This is a genomic window from Pseudomonas sp. NPDC089734 (assembly GCF_044748865.1).
Taxonomy (GTDB): domain Bacteria; phylum Pseudomonadota; class Gammaproteobacteria; order Pseudomonadales; family Pseudomonadaceae; genus Aquipseudomonas.
The window spans coordinates 32,121-47,722 of the sequence record NZ_JBIVGV010000001.1; the positions used below are offsets into that span (position 1 = coordinate 32,121).

The 15,602-nt window shown below is 58.4% G+C and carries 13 protein-coding genes and 1 tRNA gene; 3 read left to right on the plus strand and 11 right to left on the minus strand.

Going from position 1 to position 15,602, the window contains the following annotated elements:
• Positions 1 to 57: 57 nt before the first annotated feature.
• Positions 58 to 549, plus strand: coding sequence for a GNAT family N-acetyltransferase (locus ACIPY9_RS00135; RefSeq protein ID WP_400696108.1), 492 nt, complete (start codon positions 58 to 60; stop codon positions 547 to 549).
• Here ACIPY9_RS00135 and ACIPY9_RS00140 read toward each other — a convergent pair.
• Positions 546 to 1,442: a LysR substrate-binding domain-containing protein gene (locus ACIPY9_RS00140; RefSeq protein ID WP_400696109.1), complete on the minus strand. Its 897-nt coding sequence runs from the start codon at positions 1,440 to 1,442 to the stop codon at positions 546 to 548. The two genes, ACIPY9_RS00135 and ACIPY9_RS00140, sit on opposite strands and share 4 nt — an antisense overlap.
• Before the next feature lie 123 nt (positions 1,443 to 1,565).
• Between ACIPY9_RS00140 and ACIPY9_RS00145 the strand changes: the two genes are divergently transcribed.
• Positions 1,566 to 2,258 carry an aspartate/glutamate racemase family protein gene (locus ACIPY9_RS00145; protein ID WP_400696111.1) on the plus strand — a complete coding sequence of 231 codons (693 nt, stop codon included), beginning with the start codon at positions 1,566 to 1,568 and terminating at the stop codon, positions 2,256 to 2,258.
• A 210-nt stretch (positions 2,259 to 2,468) separates the two neighbouring features.
• Here the strand turns inward: ACIPY9_RS00145 and ACIPY9_RS00150 are convergent, their stop codons facing one another.
• From ACIPY9_RS00150 to ACIPY9_RS00190, 9 genes are all read right to left on the minus strand, one after another.
• Entirely contained in the window at positions 2,469 to 3,362 is an 894-nt protein-coding gene (locus tag ACIPY9_RS00150) for a LysR family transcriptional regulator (RefSeq protein ID WP_400696112.1), read from the minus strand.
• A gap of 83 nt (positions 3,363 to 3,445) precedes the next feature.
• Entirely contained in the window at positions 3,446 to 4,498 is a 1,053-nt protein-coding gene (locus ACIPY9_RS00155) for an alpha/beta hydrolase (protein ID WP_400696113.1), read from the minus strand.
• 49 nt (positions 4,499 to 4,547) lie between these two features.
• Positions 4,548 to 5,492, minus strand: a complete 945-nt coding sequence (locus ACIPY9_RS00160) for an alpha/beta fold hydrolase (protein WP_400696823.1) — start codon at positions 5,490 to 5,492, stop codon at positions 4,548 to 4,550.
• Between the two features lie 121 nt (positions 5,493 to 5,613).
• Positions 5,614 to 6,387 carry a carboxymuconolactone decarboxylase family protein gene (locus ACIPY9_RS00165; protein ID WP_400696115.1) on the minus strand — a complete coding sequence of 258 codons (774 nt, stop codon included), beginning with the start codon at positions 6,385 to 6,387 and terminating at the stop codon, positions 5,614 to 5,616.
• Between the two features lie 229 nt (positions 6,388 to 6,616).
• Positions 6,617 to 7,084, minus strand: coding sequence for a cupin domain-containing protein (locus ACIPY9_RS00170; protein ID WP_400696117.1), 468 nt, complete (start codon positions 7,082 to 7,084; stop codon positions 6,617 to 6,619).
• Positions 7,085 to 7,146: 62 nt separating this feature from the next.
• Complete coding sequence (locus ACIPY9_RS00175; RefSeq protein ID WP_400696119.1) at positions 7,147 to 8,139, minus strand: aldo/keto reductase; 993 nt, start codon at positions 8,137 to 8,139, stop codon at positions 7,147 to 7,149.
• Positions 8,140 to 8,163: 24 nt separating this feature from the next.
• Positions 8,164 to 8,751, minus strand: coding sequence for a flavodoxin (locus ACIPY9_RS00180; protein WP_400696121.1), 588 nt, complete (start codon positions 8,749 to 8,751; stop codon positions 8,164 to 8,166).
• On the minus strand, positions 8,748 to 9,737 hold the full coding sequence (locus ACIPY9_RS00185) for an aldo/keto reductase (protein ID WP_400696123.1): 990 nt from the start codon (positions 9,735 to 9,737) through the stop codon (positions 8,748 to 8,750). The genes ACIPY9_RS00180 and ACIPY9_RS00185 overlap by 4 nt, the downstream gene beginning before the upstream one ends.
• Positions 9,738 to 10,508: 771 nt before the next feature.
• Positions 10,509 to 10,585: transfer RNA gene (locus tag ACIPY9_RS00190), tRNA-Met, on the minus strand.
• Positions 10,586 to 12,238: 1,653 nt separating this feature from the next.
• Here ACIPY9_RS00190 and ACIPY9_RS00195 point away from each other — a divergent pair.
• Positions 12,239 to 13,270, plus strand: a complete 1,032-nt coding sequence (locus tag ACIPY9_RS00195) for a methyl-accepting chemotaxis protein (protein WP_400696825.1) — start codon at positions 12,239 to 12,241, stop codon at positions 13,268 to 13,270.
• A gap of 113 nt (positions 13,271 to 13,383) precedes the next feature.
• Here ACIPY9_RS00195 and ACIPY9_RS00200 read toward each other — a convergent pair whose 3' ends face one another.
• Entirely contained in the window at positions 13,384 to 15,375 is a 1,992-nt protein-coding gene (locus tag ACIPY9_RS00200) for a putative bifunctional diguanylate cyclase/phosphodiesterase (protein ID WP_400696125.1), read from the minus strand.
• Positions 15,376 to 15,602 lie beyond the last annotated feature (227 nt).

The window sequence follows — 15,602 nt, forward strand, 5'->3', positions numbered from 1 at the left end:
ACGCCGTCTTTCTCTAGACTGGTGCCCTTTATCTGCCCTTCAGGATCAAACGCTTCCATGTCCACCCTTCGTTTTCGTCACGCAGTCCCGGAGGACGCCGCCCGTTGTTATCAGATCGAGATCAGTGCCTATGAGGGCGATGAAGCCGCCACTCAGGAAAAGATCGCGACGCGCATCGAGCAATACCCACAAGGCTTCCTGTTACTGGAAGACGAAGGTGAGATTGTCGGTTTCATCAACTGCGGCTGTGCTTTCGACGTCGTGATGTCTGACGAAGCGTTCAAGGAGTTGGTGGGGCATTCTTCCGACGCTCCGAACGTGGTGATCATGTCCGTCGTGATCGACACCTCCCGCCAGGGCAAGGGCTACTCCACGCTTCTGATGCGCGAGTTCGTCCAGCGCATGAAGGCGCTGGACAAGAAAACCATTCACTTGATGTGCAAGGAGCGCCACGTACCGTTGTATGAGCGAATGGGCTATCGCTACGTCCAGCCATCGCCTTCGGACCATGGCGGAATGGCTTGGCATGAGATGGTGATGGAGATCTAGCTCTGGCTGGTCACAGTAGGGCTGGCTGGTGACTGCCGCTGAATTTCTTCCAGCAGCGTTTCCAGGACACTGGAGCGAATGCCGCTGCGCCAGACCAGCCTCGTCCGCGTACGAGCCACCTTGCCGGGCAACGGCAGAATGCGGACCAGGTGCTCTGCCTGCACAGCCTTCAAGACAGAGCGGGGCATGATAGCGATGCCTGTTCCTGCCGCCACACAGGCCGTGATGGTGTGATAGGACGCCAGCTCAAGCACCCGTTGCGGTGTAACGGCACAGCTTTCCAGCCACTCTTCAAGAATGCGCCGGTAGGAGCAACCTGCCGCAAAGGCCAGAATGGTATGGCCGTGCAGTTCGCTGGCATTGGCGATCGTGCTTTTTCTGGCAGCAATCAGTACCAGCTCTTCTACAAAGGCTTCCTGACTGTCCAGCCCTGTCCGGTTGAACGGATCCGAGACAAACGCAGCTTCAATGTCCCCGCGGTGTACCCGGCTGATCAGCGCATCCGATGAGCCGGGCACCAACTCGATCTGCACATCCGGAAAACGCTCGTGGTAAGTCGAGAGGAGTGGTGGTAAACGCGCGGCGGCAGTGCTTTCCAGGGTGCCTATTCGCAGCGTGCCCCGAGGCGTGCCGTTCTTGAGTGCGGCCTCTGCTTCGGCAGACAGTGCCAGCAGTCTTTCAGCGTATTGATAAAGCAGTCTGCCCTCTGAGGAAGGCGTCAGTTTGCCGCTTTGGCGAATGAACAGCGAAGTGCCCAGGCGTTGTTCCAGATTCTTCACTCGGGTTGTGATGTTGGATTGCACCCGGTTGAGCTGAGCGGCCGCGTTCGTGATGCTGCCGAAATCGACCACGGCCTTGAATATCTGTAACGAGTCGAGGTCAATGTTTCTCAAAACAAGAATCCGTTATTCAGTTAATTCATTTTTTAAGATTTTTGCGGAAGCATACACTCGCTTGCCATCACGCTGAAGCGCAGAGGGCGTATCAGCACTGAATACGTGAAAAGGAGTGGAAAAATGCGCACGATCGGCCTGATTGGCGGGATGAGTTTCGAGGGTTCTGCGGTCTACTACCGGCGCCTCAATCAGGCGATCAACCAGCGTTTGGGAGGCTTGCATTCGGCGCAGGTTCTCCTGCATTCGGTGGACTTTGAAGTCATCGTGCACATGCAGAAAACCGGGCGTTGGGATGAGGCCGGAGTTTATCTGGCCAATGTGGCGCGCAGCCTGGAAAAGGCGGGGGCCGATTGTGTGATGATCTGCGCCGTGACCATGCACCTGGTTGCCGACGCAGTGGCAGCCGCCACTTCGCTGCCGTTCATCCATATCGTGGATTCGGTCGCTGAACGACTCAAGGCAGAAGGACGTCGCAAGCCATTACTGATCGCAACGCGCTATACCATGGAAAACGGCTTTTACCCCGCGCGAATGAAAACCCACGGGATTGATGTGAGAGTGCCGGATGCCGAAGGGCGTGCAGCAATCCACGGCATCATTTTCGATGAGTTGAGTCTGGGGAAAGTGTTTGATGCATCACGGGATATCCTGATCAAGCTGATCGAGGTCGCGAAGGCTGAAGGTGCGGACTCGGTGATTTTCGGCTGCACCGAAATCTGCCTGATTCTGGAAACCGATCAACTGCCCTTGCCTGGCTATGACTCCACGGCCATTCATGTGGAGGCGGCGGTAGCATTTGCGTTGGGTGAGTAAAACGGCAAGTGGCAGCATGAGGGAAGCTGGCAAGACAATGGGTATGAAACAAGAATGTGGGCCGGCAGCTCTCGGCCAAAAGTGCCATTCATTATCAGCAGTAATCGATCCATTGCAGCCGGTGGCGTACGCCTGCAATCAATCATAAGCATCTGCTAATTCGCGGGCTTGTGGGCGGGTAAAATTTCAGACGCCTTGAAGGTCGATGACTCAGCGCTTGTACAGTAATGCTTCAACTACAACGCCAAACGCTGATGAGTGTTCACGCCGATTGGGGTAGTAGAGATGATAACCGGCAAAGGGTTGGCACCAATCTTCCAACACCCGCACAAGGCTGCCGTCGGCTAGTTCTTTCGCTACCATGTCCTCCGGCAGGAAACCCAAGCCACATCCCGCCACGGCCGCACGCAGGATCGGCAGGCTGCTGTTAAACGTCCATTGCCCTTCGACACGAGCCTTCAGTTCGTGACCATTCTTTTCAAAATCCCATTGCATCAGGCTGCCATGGGTGGGGAGGCGCAGATTGATGCAATTTTGCGCCGCCAGATCACCGGGCACCTTTGGCAGTTGCCTCTGTTTGAAATACTCGGGTGAGCCCACGACCGCGATTCGCAAGGGTGGGCCGATAGGAACGGCGATCATGTCCTTAGCCACCTGGTCTCCCAAACGTACACCGGCGTCATAGCGTTGCGCGACGATGTCGGAGAGGGCGTAGTCGACGGTGATTTCGATTTTGATGTCTGGATAGTCGGGAAGCACCTTTGAAAGCTTGGGCCACAGAATGTTGTTGGCGGCATGTTCGGATGCTTGAATCCGCACATTTCCTGCCGGGGTGTCACGAAACTCGCTGACCGCAGCTAGTTCGAGTTCAATTTCATCGAACCGAGGCGCCATCGACTGATAAAGCCGCTGACCCGCCTCGGTCGGCGAAACGCTGCGCGTGGTACGAGTCAGCAGGCGCACCCCCAATCGGCTTTCCAGCGCGCGCATGGTGTGGCTCAGCGCAGACTGCGAGACGCCAAGCTGGGCGGCCGCGCGAGTGAAACTGCCTTCGCGGGTGATGACCACGAAGGCTTGTAGGTCGTTAAGATTAGCGCGGGACATTGATGAGAGCCTCTCATGAGGGGGCACGGGATTCATCCATGAAAGCAGGTTGCACACGGATGCGCGATCCCCAAGAGAGTTGATTACAAGGTGCGGCCGTAAAACGCGGTCAGTTTGCCAAGCGCGGCATCGACATAACGCGGCACCCAATAGGTTTCGATGTGCGTCGCGCCGTCGAGGATAAACACTTCCTTGTCCGTGGTGCCGGTGGCTCTGGGGAAGGCGTCCTGCGTCATGTACAGGCTGTCGGCTTTGCTGCCGGCGATCATCAGCAAAGGTTGGTTGATCAGCTCGATATGGTCAGTGGCGTCGAAACGCATCAAGTCGATCAGGCTGCTGGTAGTGTATTTGAAGGTCGAGTTCGGGTGCGCGTGGGTCTTCCAGTAATACTCATAACCTTGGCGATACAGCTCGAAGGGCAGTTTGGCAATCTGCTCGTCGGTGAGGTTGGCATCGCCCGAGTACAGCACCGCGCCGCCGGCCGCTTCTTGCGCGCGGGCTGCTGACGCCTGTTGCAGGCGTTGCTGAATGCTGTCCATTTGCGAGTCGTTGTAGCCGTTGCGACGTACCCGGCCCGAGTTGAACATGCTCACCGTTGCCAGCGATTTGAAGCGTTTGTCGGTTTGCGCTGCCGCCAACGAATAACCACCACCACCACAGATGCCGAGCAGGCCCAGACGTTCGTCATCGACACCGGCAAACTGGCTGATGAAGTCGGCCATGCCGTGAATGTCTTCGATGCGATACGCCGGTTTATCGATGCTGCGCGGCTGACCTCCGCTGGCACCCTGATACGCCGCATCGGCAGTGATGGTGATGTACCCCTGTTCGGCCAGGCGTTGGGCATACAGACCGGCGACTTGCTCTTTCACGCCGCCATTGGGGTGTGCAACGACCACGGTCGGGTAGGTCTTCTTCGCGTCATAGTTAGCCGGGGTGTATACGTTGGCGGCGATATCCAGACCGTTGAGCTTGTAGCTGACCTGATGGACATTGACCTTGCCCGGTTCGTTCTTGCTGATAGCGCCGTCGTAGGCGAGGGTGAACGGGTTCTTTTTGTAATCGGCGGCCAAGGCTTCGCCTGCCGAGAGACCGACCAATGCCGACATGAACGTGGCTTTGAGTGTGTTTTTCACGTGAAGCTCCTGAGCAACCAAGAGGGCGGCAGTTGCAAAAATGTTAGGGTCAGTCCAGCTGGTTTTCTTTGAGGAATTGCGCGACCAGGTCAGCGATCTGCACGTTGTTCAGATCCGACATGGGGAAGTGGGTATTGCCGTGAATACCGATCTCCGGCAAGTGGATCAGTCGCACTTCACCGCCGTGGCGATTGACCGCGTCACGCCAGAGACGGGCCATTTTCAGGCGTGCGCGCCAACTGTCCTGAGCGGGCAGGTCGACCTCATGTTCCGGGATGTTGTCGCCGTATAGGATCAGAATCGGAATGCGCGTCAGGGCCATGAATTGCTCCATCGGCACCGCCGCTCCTTGCACCGTGTCAAACGCGCTGGGAATCGGCTCAGGCACTTCACCGTCAGCAAACACGAAGCTGCTGCCCGGTTCGAACGCCACGATGGCTTTGACCTTGTCGTTCTTGATCGCCGTCAACCAGCCCGGCCCACCCCCTTGGGAATGGGTGAACAAAATCCCCGGGCCGATTTTGTCGAACAGTGCTGACACGCCATCAGAGACGACGCCCATGTCGAACGGCCCTGTGTTCGGCGTCATCGCCCGGAAAAACTGCTCGCGGGTCTGGGCATCCTGTGCCACTTGCACGCCGTCGAAGTAGTTGGGCCACAGGCCGATGCGGAACTGGTTGAACCACAGTTGTTCGTCAGGCACAGGCTTGATTGTGGTCTCGACCATGCTGCGCCCGGCATCGCCACGTCGTGGCTGATCGATCAGATAGACGCCGTAATGGCGGCGCAGAAAGATGTTCTGAAAGCCTTCGCGACCATCGGCGGTGGTTTCCCAGGTCTTGGAAAACTGACCCGCACCATGCCACATGACGATGGGCAGTTTTCGCGCATCCACCGGGATTTGATAGAAGGCGTAGGCGTGGTCACCGTGGTAGGTCTGGCCGTTGGGCGTCATCGGTTGGCGCGGGTTGAAGGTGCCCGGTGCAGTGGTCACCGTTCCGCCGGCGGCGAAGCTGCCTTGTTGTTGAATCAGCAACGAGCCATCGGGACGGTTCGCGCAGGCCGCCAACAGGCTCAACAGCGTGATGCTCAGCAGGTATTTTGCACATTTCATGTCATTTCCCCGAAGCCGCGAGGGCCTGGGCCAATGCCGTATTGGCACGTTCTGTCGTCTGCGTATCGCCGTGTTTTTTCAGCAGTTCCGTGACCTCGTGCAACTGTGCCGTGCTCAGACCGACGCGCAAGCTCGCCGCCATGTGCGAGCGCAATTGCGGCTCGACACCTGGTGTTGCCGCCAGCGCCCCGACGGTTGCCAGTTCGCGGCTTTGCCAGTCGAGGTTGTCGCGCTCGAAGATGTCGCCGAACAGGTGGGTTTGCAGGAACCGGTTGATCACTGGAGCGAATTCGAACACCGGGCCTTTGACCGGGGCGCCGGAAATCCTGGTTTGATTCGCGGTGCCGGCGGCCAGCAGCTCATCCCCGATCGGAATTGCCCGGCTCGGCTCATGCCCCGGCGCGTCTTCGATACCACGCTGTTTACGCGCCTGCACCACCGTCATCAGCTCGTTCAAGGCGTTGAGGCTGCGCGGGAAGCCCACGTAGGCGTACAGCTGCACCAGAATTTCCCGGGCTTCGCTGATGGTCAGGCCGGCATCGAGCCCTTGATTGAGCGCGGTATTGAGGTTGGACATGTCGCTGGTCGCCATGAACGCGGCGATCAGAGGGATCGTTTGTTGTTGGCGCGACAAGGTGGCTGCGCTGGCGGAACTGCTGGCCATAGTCGGCGATGCCTCGGCTGCTTGAGTGGTAACGCTGAACATCGCCCCCACGCCCAGACAAAGCGCCATGAGTGCGGGGAGGGCTGTGCTGTTGCGTGTGTCAGTGGTCATGGTGAAAGGCTCCATCCATTGCGGGTCTCTGCGGTGTCGCAGGATCGTACGAAGGATGGTTGTCGTGATTAATCCCGAAATTGCGCATGGGCTCATGAGCGCAACTCATGAGTTGTTTTAGCTACAACCGCTGCAATTCCGGCACGACCCGGCTGATGCGAGGCCTAGAGGTTGGATGGCGGTTCTCGACAAAGGTGCCGGTCGAGCTGCTTGGAAACATCCCGTAACTTCATTGTCCGGCGTATTGCGCCTCCGAGACCGGCTCCCCCCAGGTAACAGTCTTGCCGCCCTCGGCTTCAGCGATGGCGATATGGGTCATGCCGTTGTTGGCCGTGGCACCATGCCAGTGACGGGTGTGCGGCGGAATCCAGACAGTGTCGCCCGGTCGGATCTCCTGTCGCGGGCCGCCTTCTTGCTGCACGTATCCGACGCCTGCGGTGACGATCAGCGTTTGCCCCAGCGGGTGGGTGTGCCAAGCTGTGCGTGCGCCGGGCTCGAAGGTCACTGTGCCGCCGCCGATGCGCGCCGGCGGTTCACCTTTGAACAGGCCATCAACGCGCACCGTGCCGGTAAAGTTTTGCGCCGCGCCCTTGACCGAGGGCTGCGAGCCGTTTGGCGTGATGCGGATTTCGCTGGCGGCCTGGGACTCTGCCGCCATCAGTGACAAAGCAACGAGTGGCGCAATCAATCGGTTCATCGGATTGGCTCTCCGGTCAGACAGGGAAAGCGACGCCGCACATGGCGCCGCGTTGGGCAGACTCAGAGTCCGGTCATTTTCAGTGCCGACTCCGGCAGACGTTCACCGTGCACTTGAACCTGCGCCATCTGCTCGTTGATCACGCGTAGATCGTCGCCGGTCAATTCCAGCTCGACCGCGCCCAGGTTTTCTTCCAGGCGATGCTGTTTGGTCGTGCCCGGGATCGGCACAATCCACGGTTTCTGTGCGAGCAACCAGGCCAGTGCCACTTGCGCCGGCGTGGCGTGTTTGCGTTGTGCGACGGCTTTCACCACATCGACCAACGCCAGATTGGCCCTGCGCGCTTCAGGGGAAAAGCGCGGGACGAAATTGCGGAAATCGCTCGCGTCGAACTGCGTGTGCTCGTCGATCTGACCGGTGAGAAAACCGGCGCCCAGCGGGCTGAACGGTACGAAGCCGATCCCCAGTTCCTCCAGCACGGCTAGCAGTTCCAGCTCCGGGCCGCGCCAGAACAGTGAATATTCGCTTTGCACCGCCGTGACCGGTTGCACCGAGTGGGCCCGGCGAATGGTTTCCACACCCGCTTCAGAAAGGCCGAAATGCTTGACCTTGCCCTCGGCGATCAGATCCTTGACGGTGCCGGCCACGTCTTCGATGGGCACCTGGGGATCAACGCGGTGCTGATAAAACAGGTCGATGCAATCGGTACGCAGACGCTTCAACGCCGCTTCGGCCACGGCGCGTATATGCTCCGGGCGGCTGTTGGTGCCACCGCTACGTGCGCCGGTGATCAGGTCGATATCAAAGCCGAACTTGGTGGCGATGACGACCTGCTCGCGGATCGGCTGCAAGGCCTCGCCCAGCAGCTCTTCATTGGTGAACGGGCCATACGCTTCGGCGGTGTCGAACAAGGTGACGCCTTGCTCGTGGGCCGAACGAATCAGCTTGATCATGCTGGCCTGGTCGGCTGCCGGCCCGTAGGCCGACGTCATGCTCATGCAGCCAAGACCCAGTGCGGACACTTCCAGGCCATTGCCCAACGTGCGGATTTTCATGAAGTTACTCCGTACAGAATTCGATTAATACGTGAGAGGGTGATCGTTCAGCCAGCCGTTCACGCGTTCCATGGTTTTGCGTTCCTGCTCGCCCTCCATCACAAAGCCTTCCAGCACTTTGGCCTTCGGCGCGTGCTTGACAAGCACACTGCGGCTGTTGCCCAGGCCATATCCACCATGGGTGTTGAAGGGGATGAGGGTCTTGCCGGTCAGGTCGTGGGCGCTGAGGAATGTGCGCACGATCGGCGGGGCGGTTTCACCCCAGATCGGAAAACCCAGATAGATCGTGTCGTAATCGCTGAGGGTGTGAACCTTGTTTTGCAGCTCGGGTTCAAAGCCGCTGTCGCGCTCCTGACGCGCCTGCTCGACGGTCTGCAGATAGTCCTCGGGGTAGGCGTGGGCCGGACGAATCTCGAAGAGATCGGCACCCAGCCCACGCTGGATCAGCCCGGCAACGACGCGGGTGTTGCCCGAACGCGAAAAATACGCGACCAGAATCCGCGAGCCTGAGCGCGGTTCAATGGCGCCTTGCGTGTCGGCGAGCGACATCAGCGGGGCGCTGGCCAGTGCGGCGATCACCGTGCGCCGCAGCGGATCGTGATCGTTGCTCATCGACCGACACGCGCCTTGAGGGCTTCAGGATAGCGTTCGCCTTCGATGCGGATCTGTGCCAACGCTGTATCAATTGCCTTCAGTTCGGAGGCGTCGAGCTTGATGTCCGCGCCGCCGAGGTTTTCTTCCAGACGATGCAGCTTGGTCGTCCCCGGAATCGGCACAATCCACGGCGCCTGCGCGAGCAGCCATGCCAGCGCGATCTGTGCGGGTGTGGCTTGTTTCTGCGCGGCGATCTGACGGATCAACACCACCAGGCCCTGATTGGCTTGCAGCGCCGACTGGCTGAAACGCGGGACGATGCTGCGGAAATCGTCGCTGCCGTAAGTGGCCTCCGTCGACACCGTGCCGGTGAGAAAACCTTTGCCCAATGGGCTGAACGGCACGAAGCCGATGCCCAACTCCCAAAGCGTCGGCAGGATTTCCTGCTCAGGCTCGCGCCACCACAGCGAGTATTCGCTTTGCAGCGCTGTTACCGGCTGCACGGCGTGCGCACGGCGGACGGTCTGCGCACCGGCCTCCGACAGGCCGAAGTGCTTGACCTTGCCTTCGCCAATCAAGTCCTTCACCACCCCAGCGACGTCCTCGATCGGCACGTCCGGATCGACGCGGTGTTGGTAAAGCAGATCGATGTAATCGGTCTTCAGTCGACGCAGCGAACCCTCGACCGCGACCCGGATGTGCTCGGGTCGGCTGTTGAGAATTTGCTGTTTATTGTCGTCGCCGAAGGTGAAGCCGAACTTGGTGGCGATGACCACTTGATCGCGCACCGGTGCCAGGGCTTCCCCCAGCACTTGTTCATTCAGGTAAGGGCCGTAGACCTCGGCGGTATCGAAGAGCGTAACGCCTCGTTCAACCGCCGATCGGATCAGCGCAATGGCTTGTTGTGTGTCGGTCGCCGGGCCGTAGCCATGACTCAAGCCCATGCAACCGAAGCCCAGGGCTGACACTTCGAGTGAACTGTTTCCGAGCGTGCGCTTGTGCATTTGGATCTCCCGACATTTGGCGTTGGGAGAACAGTAAGCGAGCTAACGAGTGGGGACTAGACGGTTAAATCGGCAAGGGTTCATGAGATTTGCTCATCAGTCCCAAAAAAACGGGAAGTGGCGACTTTATCCTCATGGATATCTAGACGCCCGCAGCAAGTGCTCAGAAACAGGCCTGACGCCCGCGTTTGATAGAAAGTAATCGAGCGACAGCTTCTGGCCGATAGCAGGCAACTGTAAATGGCTCCCTTGGGTCGATTTCTAACGGTTAACACGTATCTGTATGCTGGTCATATCCGATGCAAATGGCTGGTCAAGTCGAATGCAAACAGGTGGTCAAGTGCCATGCAAACGCTTGGTCAAGTCAGGTGCAATTTCCCACTCTCCACGCCGAGATTTCTTCAGGCCAGTTTCTGTGCAGGGTCTCGATCACTTCGTCAGCGTACCAGTCACCATGGTTGAAGACGCCAATCGCGAAAAAGCGTGTGTCTGTGATTCTTGCAAAAACTAATGGTCCTGTCCTCGCCGGTCTTGCTTGAAAATGCAGGTGATAAATCCCCCATTCGTGCTGATTTTGCAGCGAGGGCGGAAGCCTGTCGTGCGATTTGAGGTGCTGCAAGTTCGGTGTCGGGAATGATGGGCTTGTTTGCGTGGGTGTAACTATTGGCGGAGTAGTAGAAGCCAAGGTGCTTTGGAGGGGGCAGTCGGTATGGGATATTTCAGACAGCCAGAAACAAGAAAGCCCGCACTAGGCGGGCTTCTTGTTGAACTTGGTGGCTACACAGGGACTTGAACCCCGGACCCCAGCATTATGAATGCTATGCTCTAACCAACTGAGCTATGTAGCCAAGTGGCGCGCATTATTCGCGGATAACGCACATGTGTCAAGCGTTGATATGAAAAATAATTGCGTCTGATCAATCGGTTAGCGCGCTTGGGCTGTAATCTCTGGCTCCGGGTCTCCAGAAGCCCGTTTTTCATGAGGCGTCAGAGCGCTTTTTTGGGGCGTTCGGAGGCGTCCTGCGAATGTTTCTTCCAGTGACGTTTTGAGCCGCAGGTCTTCCTCGCCCTCAACGGTGCCGTGGCGGGTGTTCGGGTTTCCGAATATTGGCAAGTCTTTCTATCGGTTTTTCGTATTTGGATGCTGAAGGCTGCATTCCCGAACGGTTGTTATGGGTGCCAACCATTCGGCTTGCGCATGCAGGGAGGATGCCTGTACTCGGATCGTCCGATATTCCCGAAGGAATCCTCAAAAAAAGCCACTTCGGTCCAAATCTTGCTTTGCTCAGCGGGCTGCGAGGGCCTGATGGCTTTTTCGCATCTAAAAAAATAGGCGACATCGCTTTTCGGACAAACGAGATGCGATGGCTATCGTCATTAAATCAATAACATGGCATTTTGCTACTTGTTTTTTGAACTGGGGCACCGGCATCGGGGCATCCCGGTTTGCAGGCTGTCTATGGGGGAAGTCGGACATGAATGGTCTTTTATCGCCGGGTATGCGCCTGATGGGGCATTTCGGTTTCGCTCGCAAGTTTCAGGTCCTGTTCCTGTTGTTCATGCTGCCGCTGGTGGGCAGTGTCTGGATGATTGCGCTGGATTATCGAAACAAGCTTGCCGTGATTTCGGGCGAGCAGTCGGGCGTGCGCCAATTGCTGGTGCTCGATGACCTCGATTTCGAGCTGTCGAACCAGCGTGACAACGCTGCGCGCTGGAAGGCCGCCGATATTCTTCGTGAGCCTACCCCCGCCGCCAAGGCCGCCATCGCCAAGGTCGATGCCAGCCTTCCCCTCATCGCCAGGACGCTTGATGCGGTCGGTGCAAAACTCGCGCAGGAAGGCGCGACCGCCGATGCCATGGCGCGTTATGAGGCATTGCAGGCCGCGGTGAAGGGCATGGATACGGCTTCCTTGCGTACGGTCGGCTGGTGGCCGGACGGGTATGACCGTTTCACGAACGCCCTGAGTCTGCTCCAGGCCTTGCGTGAGCAAATCGCGATGGACAGCGGTCTGATTCTCGATCCCTGGCTTGAAACCTACATGCTGATGCAGCTCTCCACGCAGCAGATGCCGGACCTGATCGAGCGTATCGGCCGTATGGCCAGTATCGGGCAAACCTCTGTGGTCTCAGGTCAGTTCAGTCTGCAAAGCCGGTTGCAGATGCGCGACCTGCGTAGCCGCATCGACGATGCCAAGGATCAGATGCACAAGGCGGGTGGCTTGCTGTTGTCCAAGCTGCCACCGGAACTCAAGTCCTGGTCCGATAAATACAGCGTGACGTCCGCGATGATGGATGCCGAACTGAAGGTACTCGATGAGGGTGTGTTTGGTGGCACCATCAAGGTCAAGCCTGAAGAGTTCGAGCGCAGTATCGATGCCATGCTGAGCGGGCTGGCTCAGTTGCGCAAACAGTCGCTGATTTCTCTGAACGATCGGCTCGAATATTATCGCGACAGCTCCAACATGCAGTTCATCCCGCTGGCCGTGGTTTTCGGGGTGTTGATGCTGGTGGCGCTCTATCTGTTCGCCTGTCTGCAATCGTCGATCCGACGCAGTGCCAGTGGCATCACCACGCTTGCCGAATCGCTGCGTGACGGCAATCTGTGTGTCGAAGTGTCGGTTCAGGGACGCGATGAGCTGGCTGCGATCAGTCAGGCATTGAACGTGGCGGTGGTGCAATTGCGCAGCAGCCTGTTGGGCGTCAATCACGAAACCCTGCAATTGGGTAATGCGGTGCTGACGCTCAATACCCAGTCCAACGGCACGCTCAGCGAAGTCGAAGAGCAGCAGTATCAGATCAGCCAGATTGCTGCTGCCGCGACCCAGCTGGCGGCCACTTCTCAGGGCGTGGCCAGAAGCTGCGAGCAGGCCTCCGACAGTGCCCGTCAGACACGTCAGATTGCCGAAGAAAGCAGCCGCGACAGCCGACGCACCACCGACAGCATTCAGCAGCTCAATCAACGACTGACCGACACGGCTGCTGCATTGGGACGTGTCAGTGAGCAGGGGCAGCAGATCCAGTCGGTCGTGGATGCGATTCGCGGCATTGCCGAACAGACCAACCTGCTGGCGCTCAATGCGGCCATCGAAGCTGCGCGTGCCGGTGAACAGGGGCGTGGTTTTGCCGTGGTGGCCGATGAGGTTCGCAGCCTGTCGCAACGTACTCAGGCGTCTACAGCAGAAATCGCTGGCACCGTGGACAGTTTGCGCTCCACCGTGACCCAGGCCGTGACCCTGATGGAGGCCGCCTGTGGCCAGGCCGTCAACGACGCCCAGTCGGTAACGGGACTGGGCATTCGTCTGGGTGAAATTGCCACGGCGGTGCAAGGTGTGACCGACACGCTGGTGCAGATTTCAACGGCCGTCGAGGAGCAGGCTTCGACCGCCGATGAGGTCAGCAACAATATCCAGCAGGTCGATCAGGCGGCAGGTCGCTTGCTCGATGGTGCGCGTGCGGTCAATCAGGCGGCTGATACCTTGAGCAAGGGCAGCCGCGCATTGAACGACAACACGGCACGCTTCCAGCTGGGGTAATACGCGAATCTGTGACATGACACCTCAACGGTCGGAATGTGTTCCGGTTGTTGAGGTGTTTTTCATGTGGGAAGCCTTACGTGCAGGCTCGGCGATCTTCTGTTCCTTGCCCGTTAAACGGTGGCGGAATCCGTGATCCAGAACGGCTCTACGCTCTGAAGTTGTACGCCAGGTTGCGGTCTGCCCAACAGGTAGCCCTGAAACTCATCCACCCCCATCGCATGCAGGCATTGCGCCTGTGCCTGAGTCTCGATGCCTTCGGCAACGATTTTCAGAGAGAAGCGCTTGGCAATGAGCACGGCGCTTTCCACGACGGACAAGGCCCGGTCGTCCAGTTGGGCGACAAATGAACGGTCGATCTTGATGCCATCGATAGGCAGCTCACGCAGTCGCGAGAGCGACGAGTAACCTGTGCCGAAGTCGTCGATATGGATGTGCACGCCCAGCTTTCTCAGGTCATGCAGTGACTCAAGAATGCGTTCCTTCCAGGCCTCGTCGAACACCGACTCTGTGACTTCCACAACCAGCCGTTCGGCAGACAAATACTCTTCGGCCAGTACCTGATCCACGAATCGAGTGAAGCCAGGGGTCACCAACTGACGAATGGAGACGTTCACGGCAACCGACGGCTTTTCCGTGCCGGTGCCTTCCCAGGTCGATGCAGCGCGACAGGCCTGGCGCAACACCCAGGCACCCAGTTCGACGATCAGGTCCGACTCTTCGGCGACAGGAATGAATTCCTGTGGGCCGACGGATCCCAGGTGAGGAGGGGCCCAGCGCAGCAAGGCTTCGATACACATCACTTCGCCGGTGCTGGCAGAGATCAGCGGCTGGAAAACCAGTGACAGGCTGTCGTCATGCGTGGCATGGCGCAGGGCAATATTGATGTCGAGCTTGCGGCGCTGGATGCGCGCCAGTTCCTGATCGTAAAACACAATACGGCCACGGCCTTGTCGCTTGGCTTCGGCTGAAGCCAGATCGGCCGCCTGTAGCAGTGTTTCGATGTCATCGCCGTCATCCCCCTGGATGGCAATGCCGATACTGACGCCGATGCGCAGGGAGGCAGAGTCGACATCGAAGTTTTTAGTCAGTGCTTCGCCCAGCTTTTCAGCCAGTTGTCGGGCCTGAATACGCGCGTCGAGCAGTGCCGGGGTCGCGACAATGAACTCGTCGCCTCCCCAGCGAGCGATGGAGGAGCCCGGAGGAAGCAGGGACTGCAAACGTTTTGCAACGCCCTGAAGCACTTCGTCGCCACAGGCATGCCCCAGGCCGTCATTGATCTGTTTGAAGTGATCGAGGTCGAGAAAAAGGACCGCGCATGATTCGGGCGCCATGTCCGGAAGCGGGCTGAGTTCGTGCATCAGACCGCGTCGATTGGGCAGGAATGTCAGCGGGTCACGGTGAGCCAGAATGTGCAAAGAGCGAGTGCGATCAGCGACTCGCTCTTCAAGCTCTGCATTGATGGCAAGAATTTCTTCCGTTCGCTGGGTGAGTTGCCCGACCAGATCCAGGTTCTCATTCTGTAATTCGATCGATTTGCTCAGGCGAACGTGGTTGGTGCGATGCCCCACAAACATCAGGCCGTAAAAGACCACGCCGATGACGCCAAGAATCCATTGTGACGGAGTCTGGATGGTCAGCTGGAAACAGACGGGCAGCATCATGAGCGCGAAGTACACCGGCCCCATGACCCGCATGGGAGCCAGGATTCCGCTGGCACCACCGGCCATGGCCGATACCACCATGATGATCAGGTACTGTTGGACCGGGCTGTAGGTGTTGAACTCGACCAGGATCAGGATCGCCCACAGCAACCCGGTTGCGAACAGTCCGGCTCCCTGTAGCAGCCAGGCTCGATCAAGCCACTGCGCCGACTTGCCCCTTGGCGTATTGATTTCGTGAACCAGGTAGCGATGCAAGGCCAGTCTGGCCCCCAGAACGCTTACGGTGATCGACAGCCATACCCAGTTCCATTCCCGGGTGGCCTCGACGCTCTTGACCAATAGCACAACACCGATTGCGGCGACAAATTGAGCAAACAGGCCAGCAAGGTTGCTGCCCAAGGTGTATTGCAGAAGCTCAGCCTTCAGATGGGCTTTGTTCATCTTGTCTTTCTCGACAGGTGCGATCAGGAGTCCGTTTGTGAAGAGATATCCATGGCCAGTACATCAAGTGCCATTCGCTGCAGGAATGAGGCTGATGCGATGGGCCGCGATCAGACACATTTCTGGGGCAGGTCAGCGCGTCGTCTCATTTCGGTACGTCTGAGGCGGCATATGGCTACCACTGTTATCGGCTGCCCATGCAGATAGCTTGAGGCGGCGATGGACGG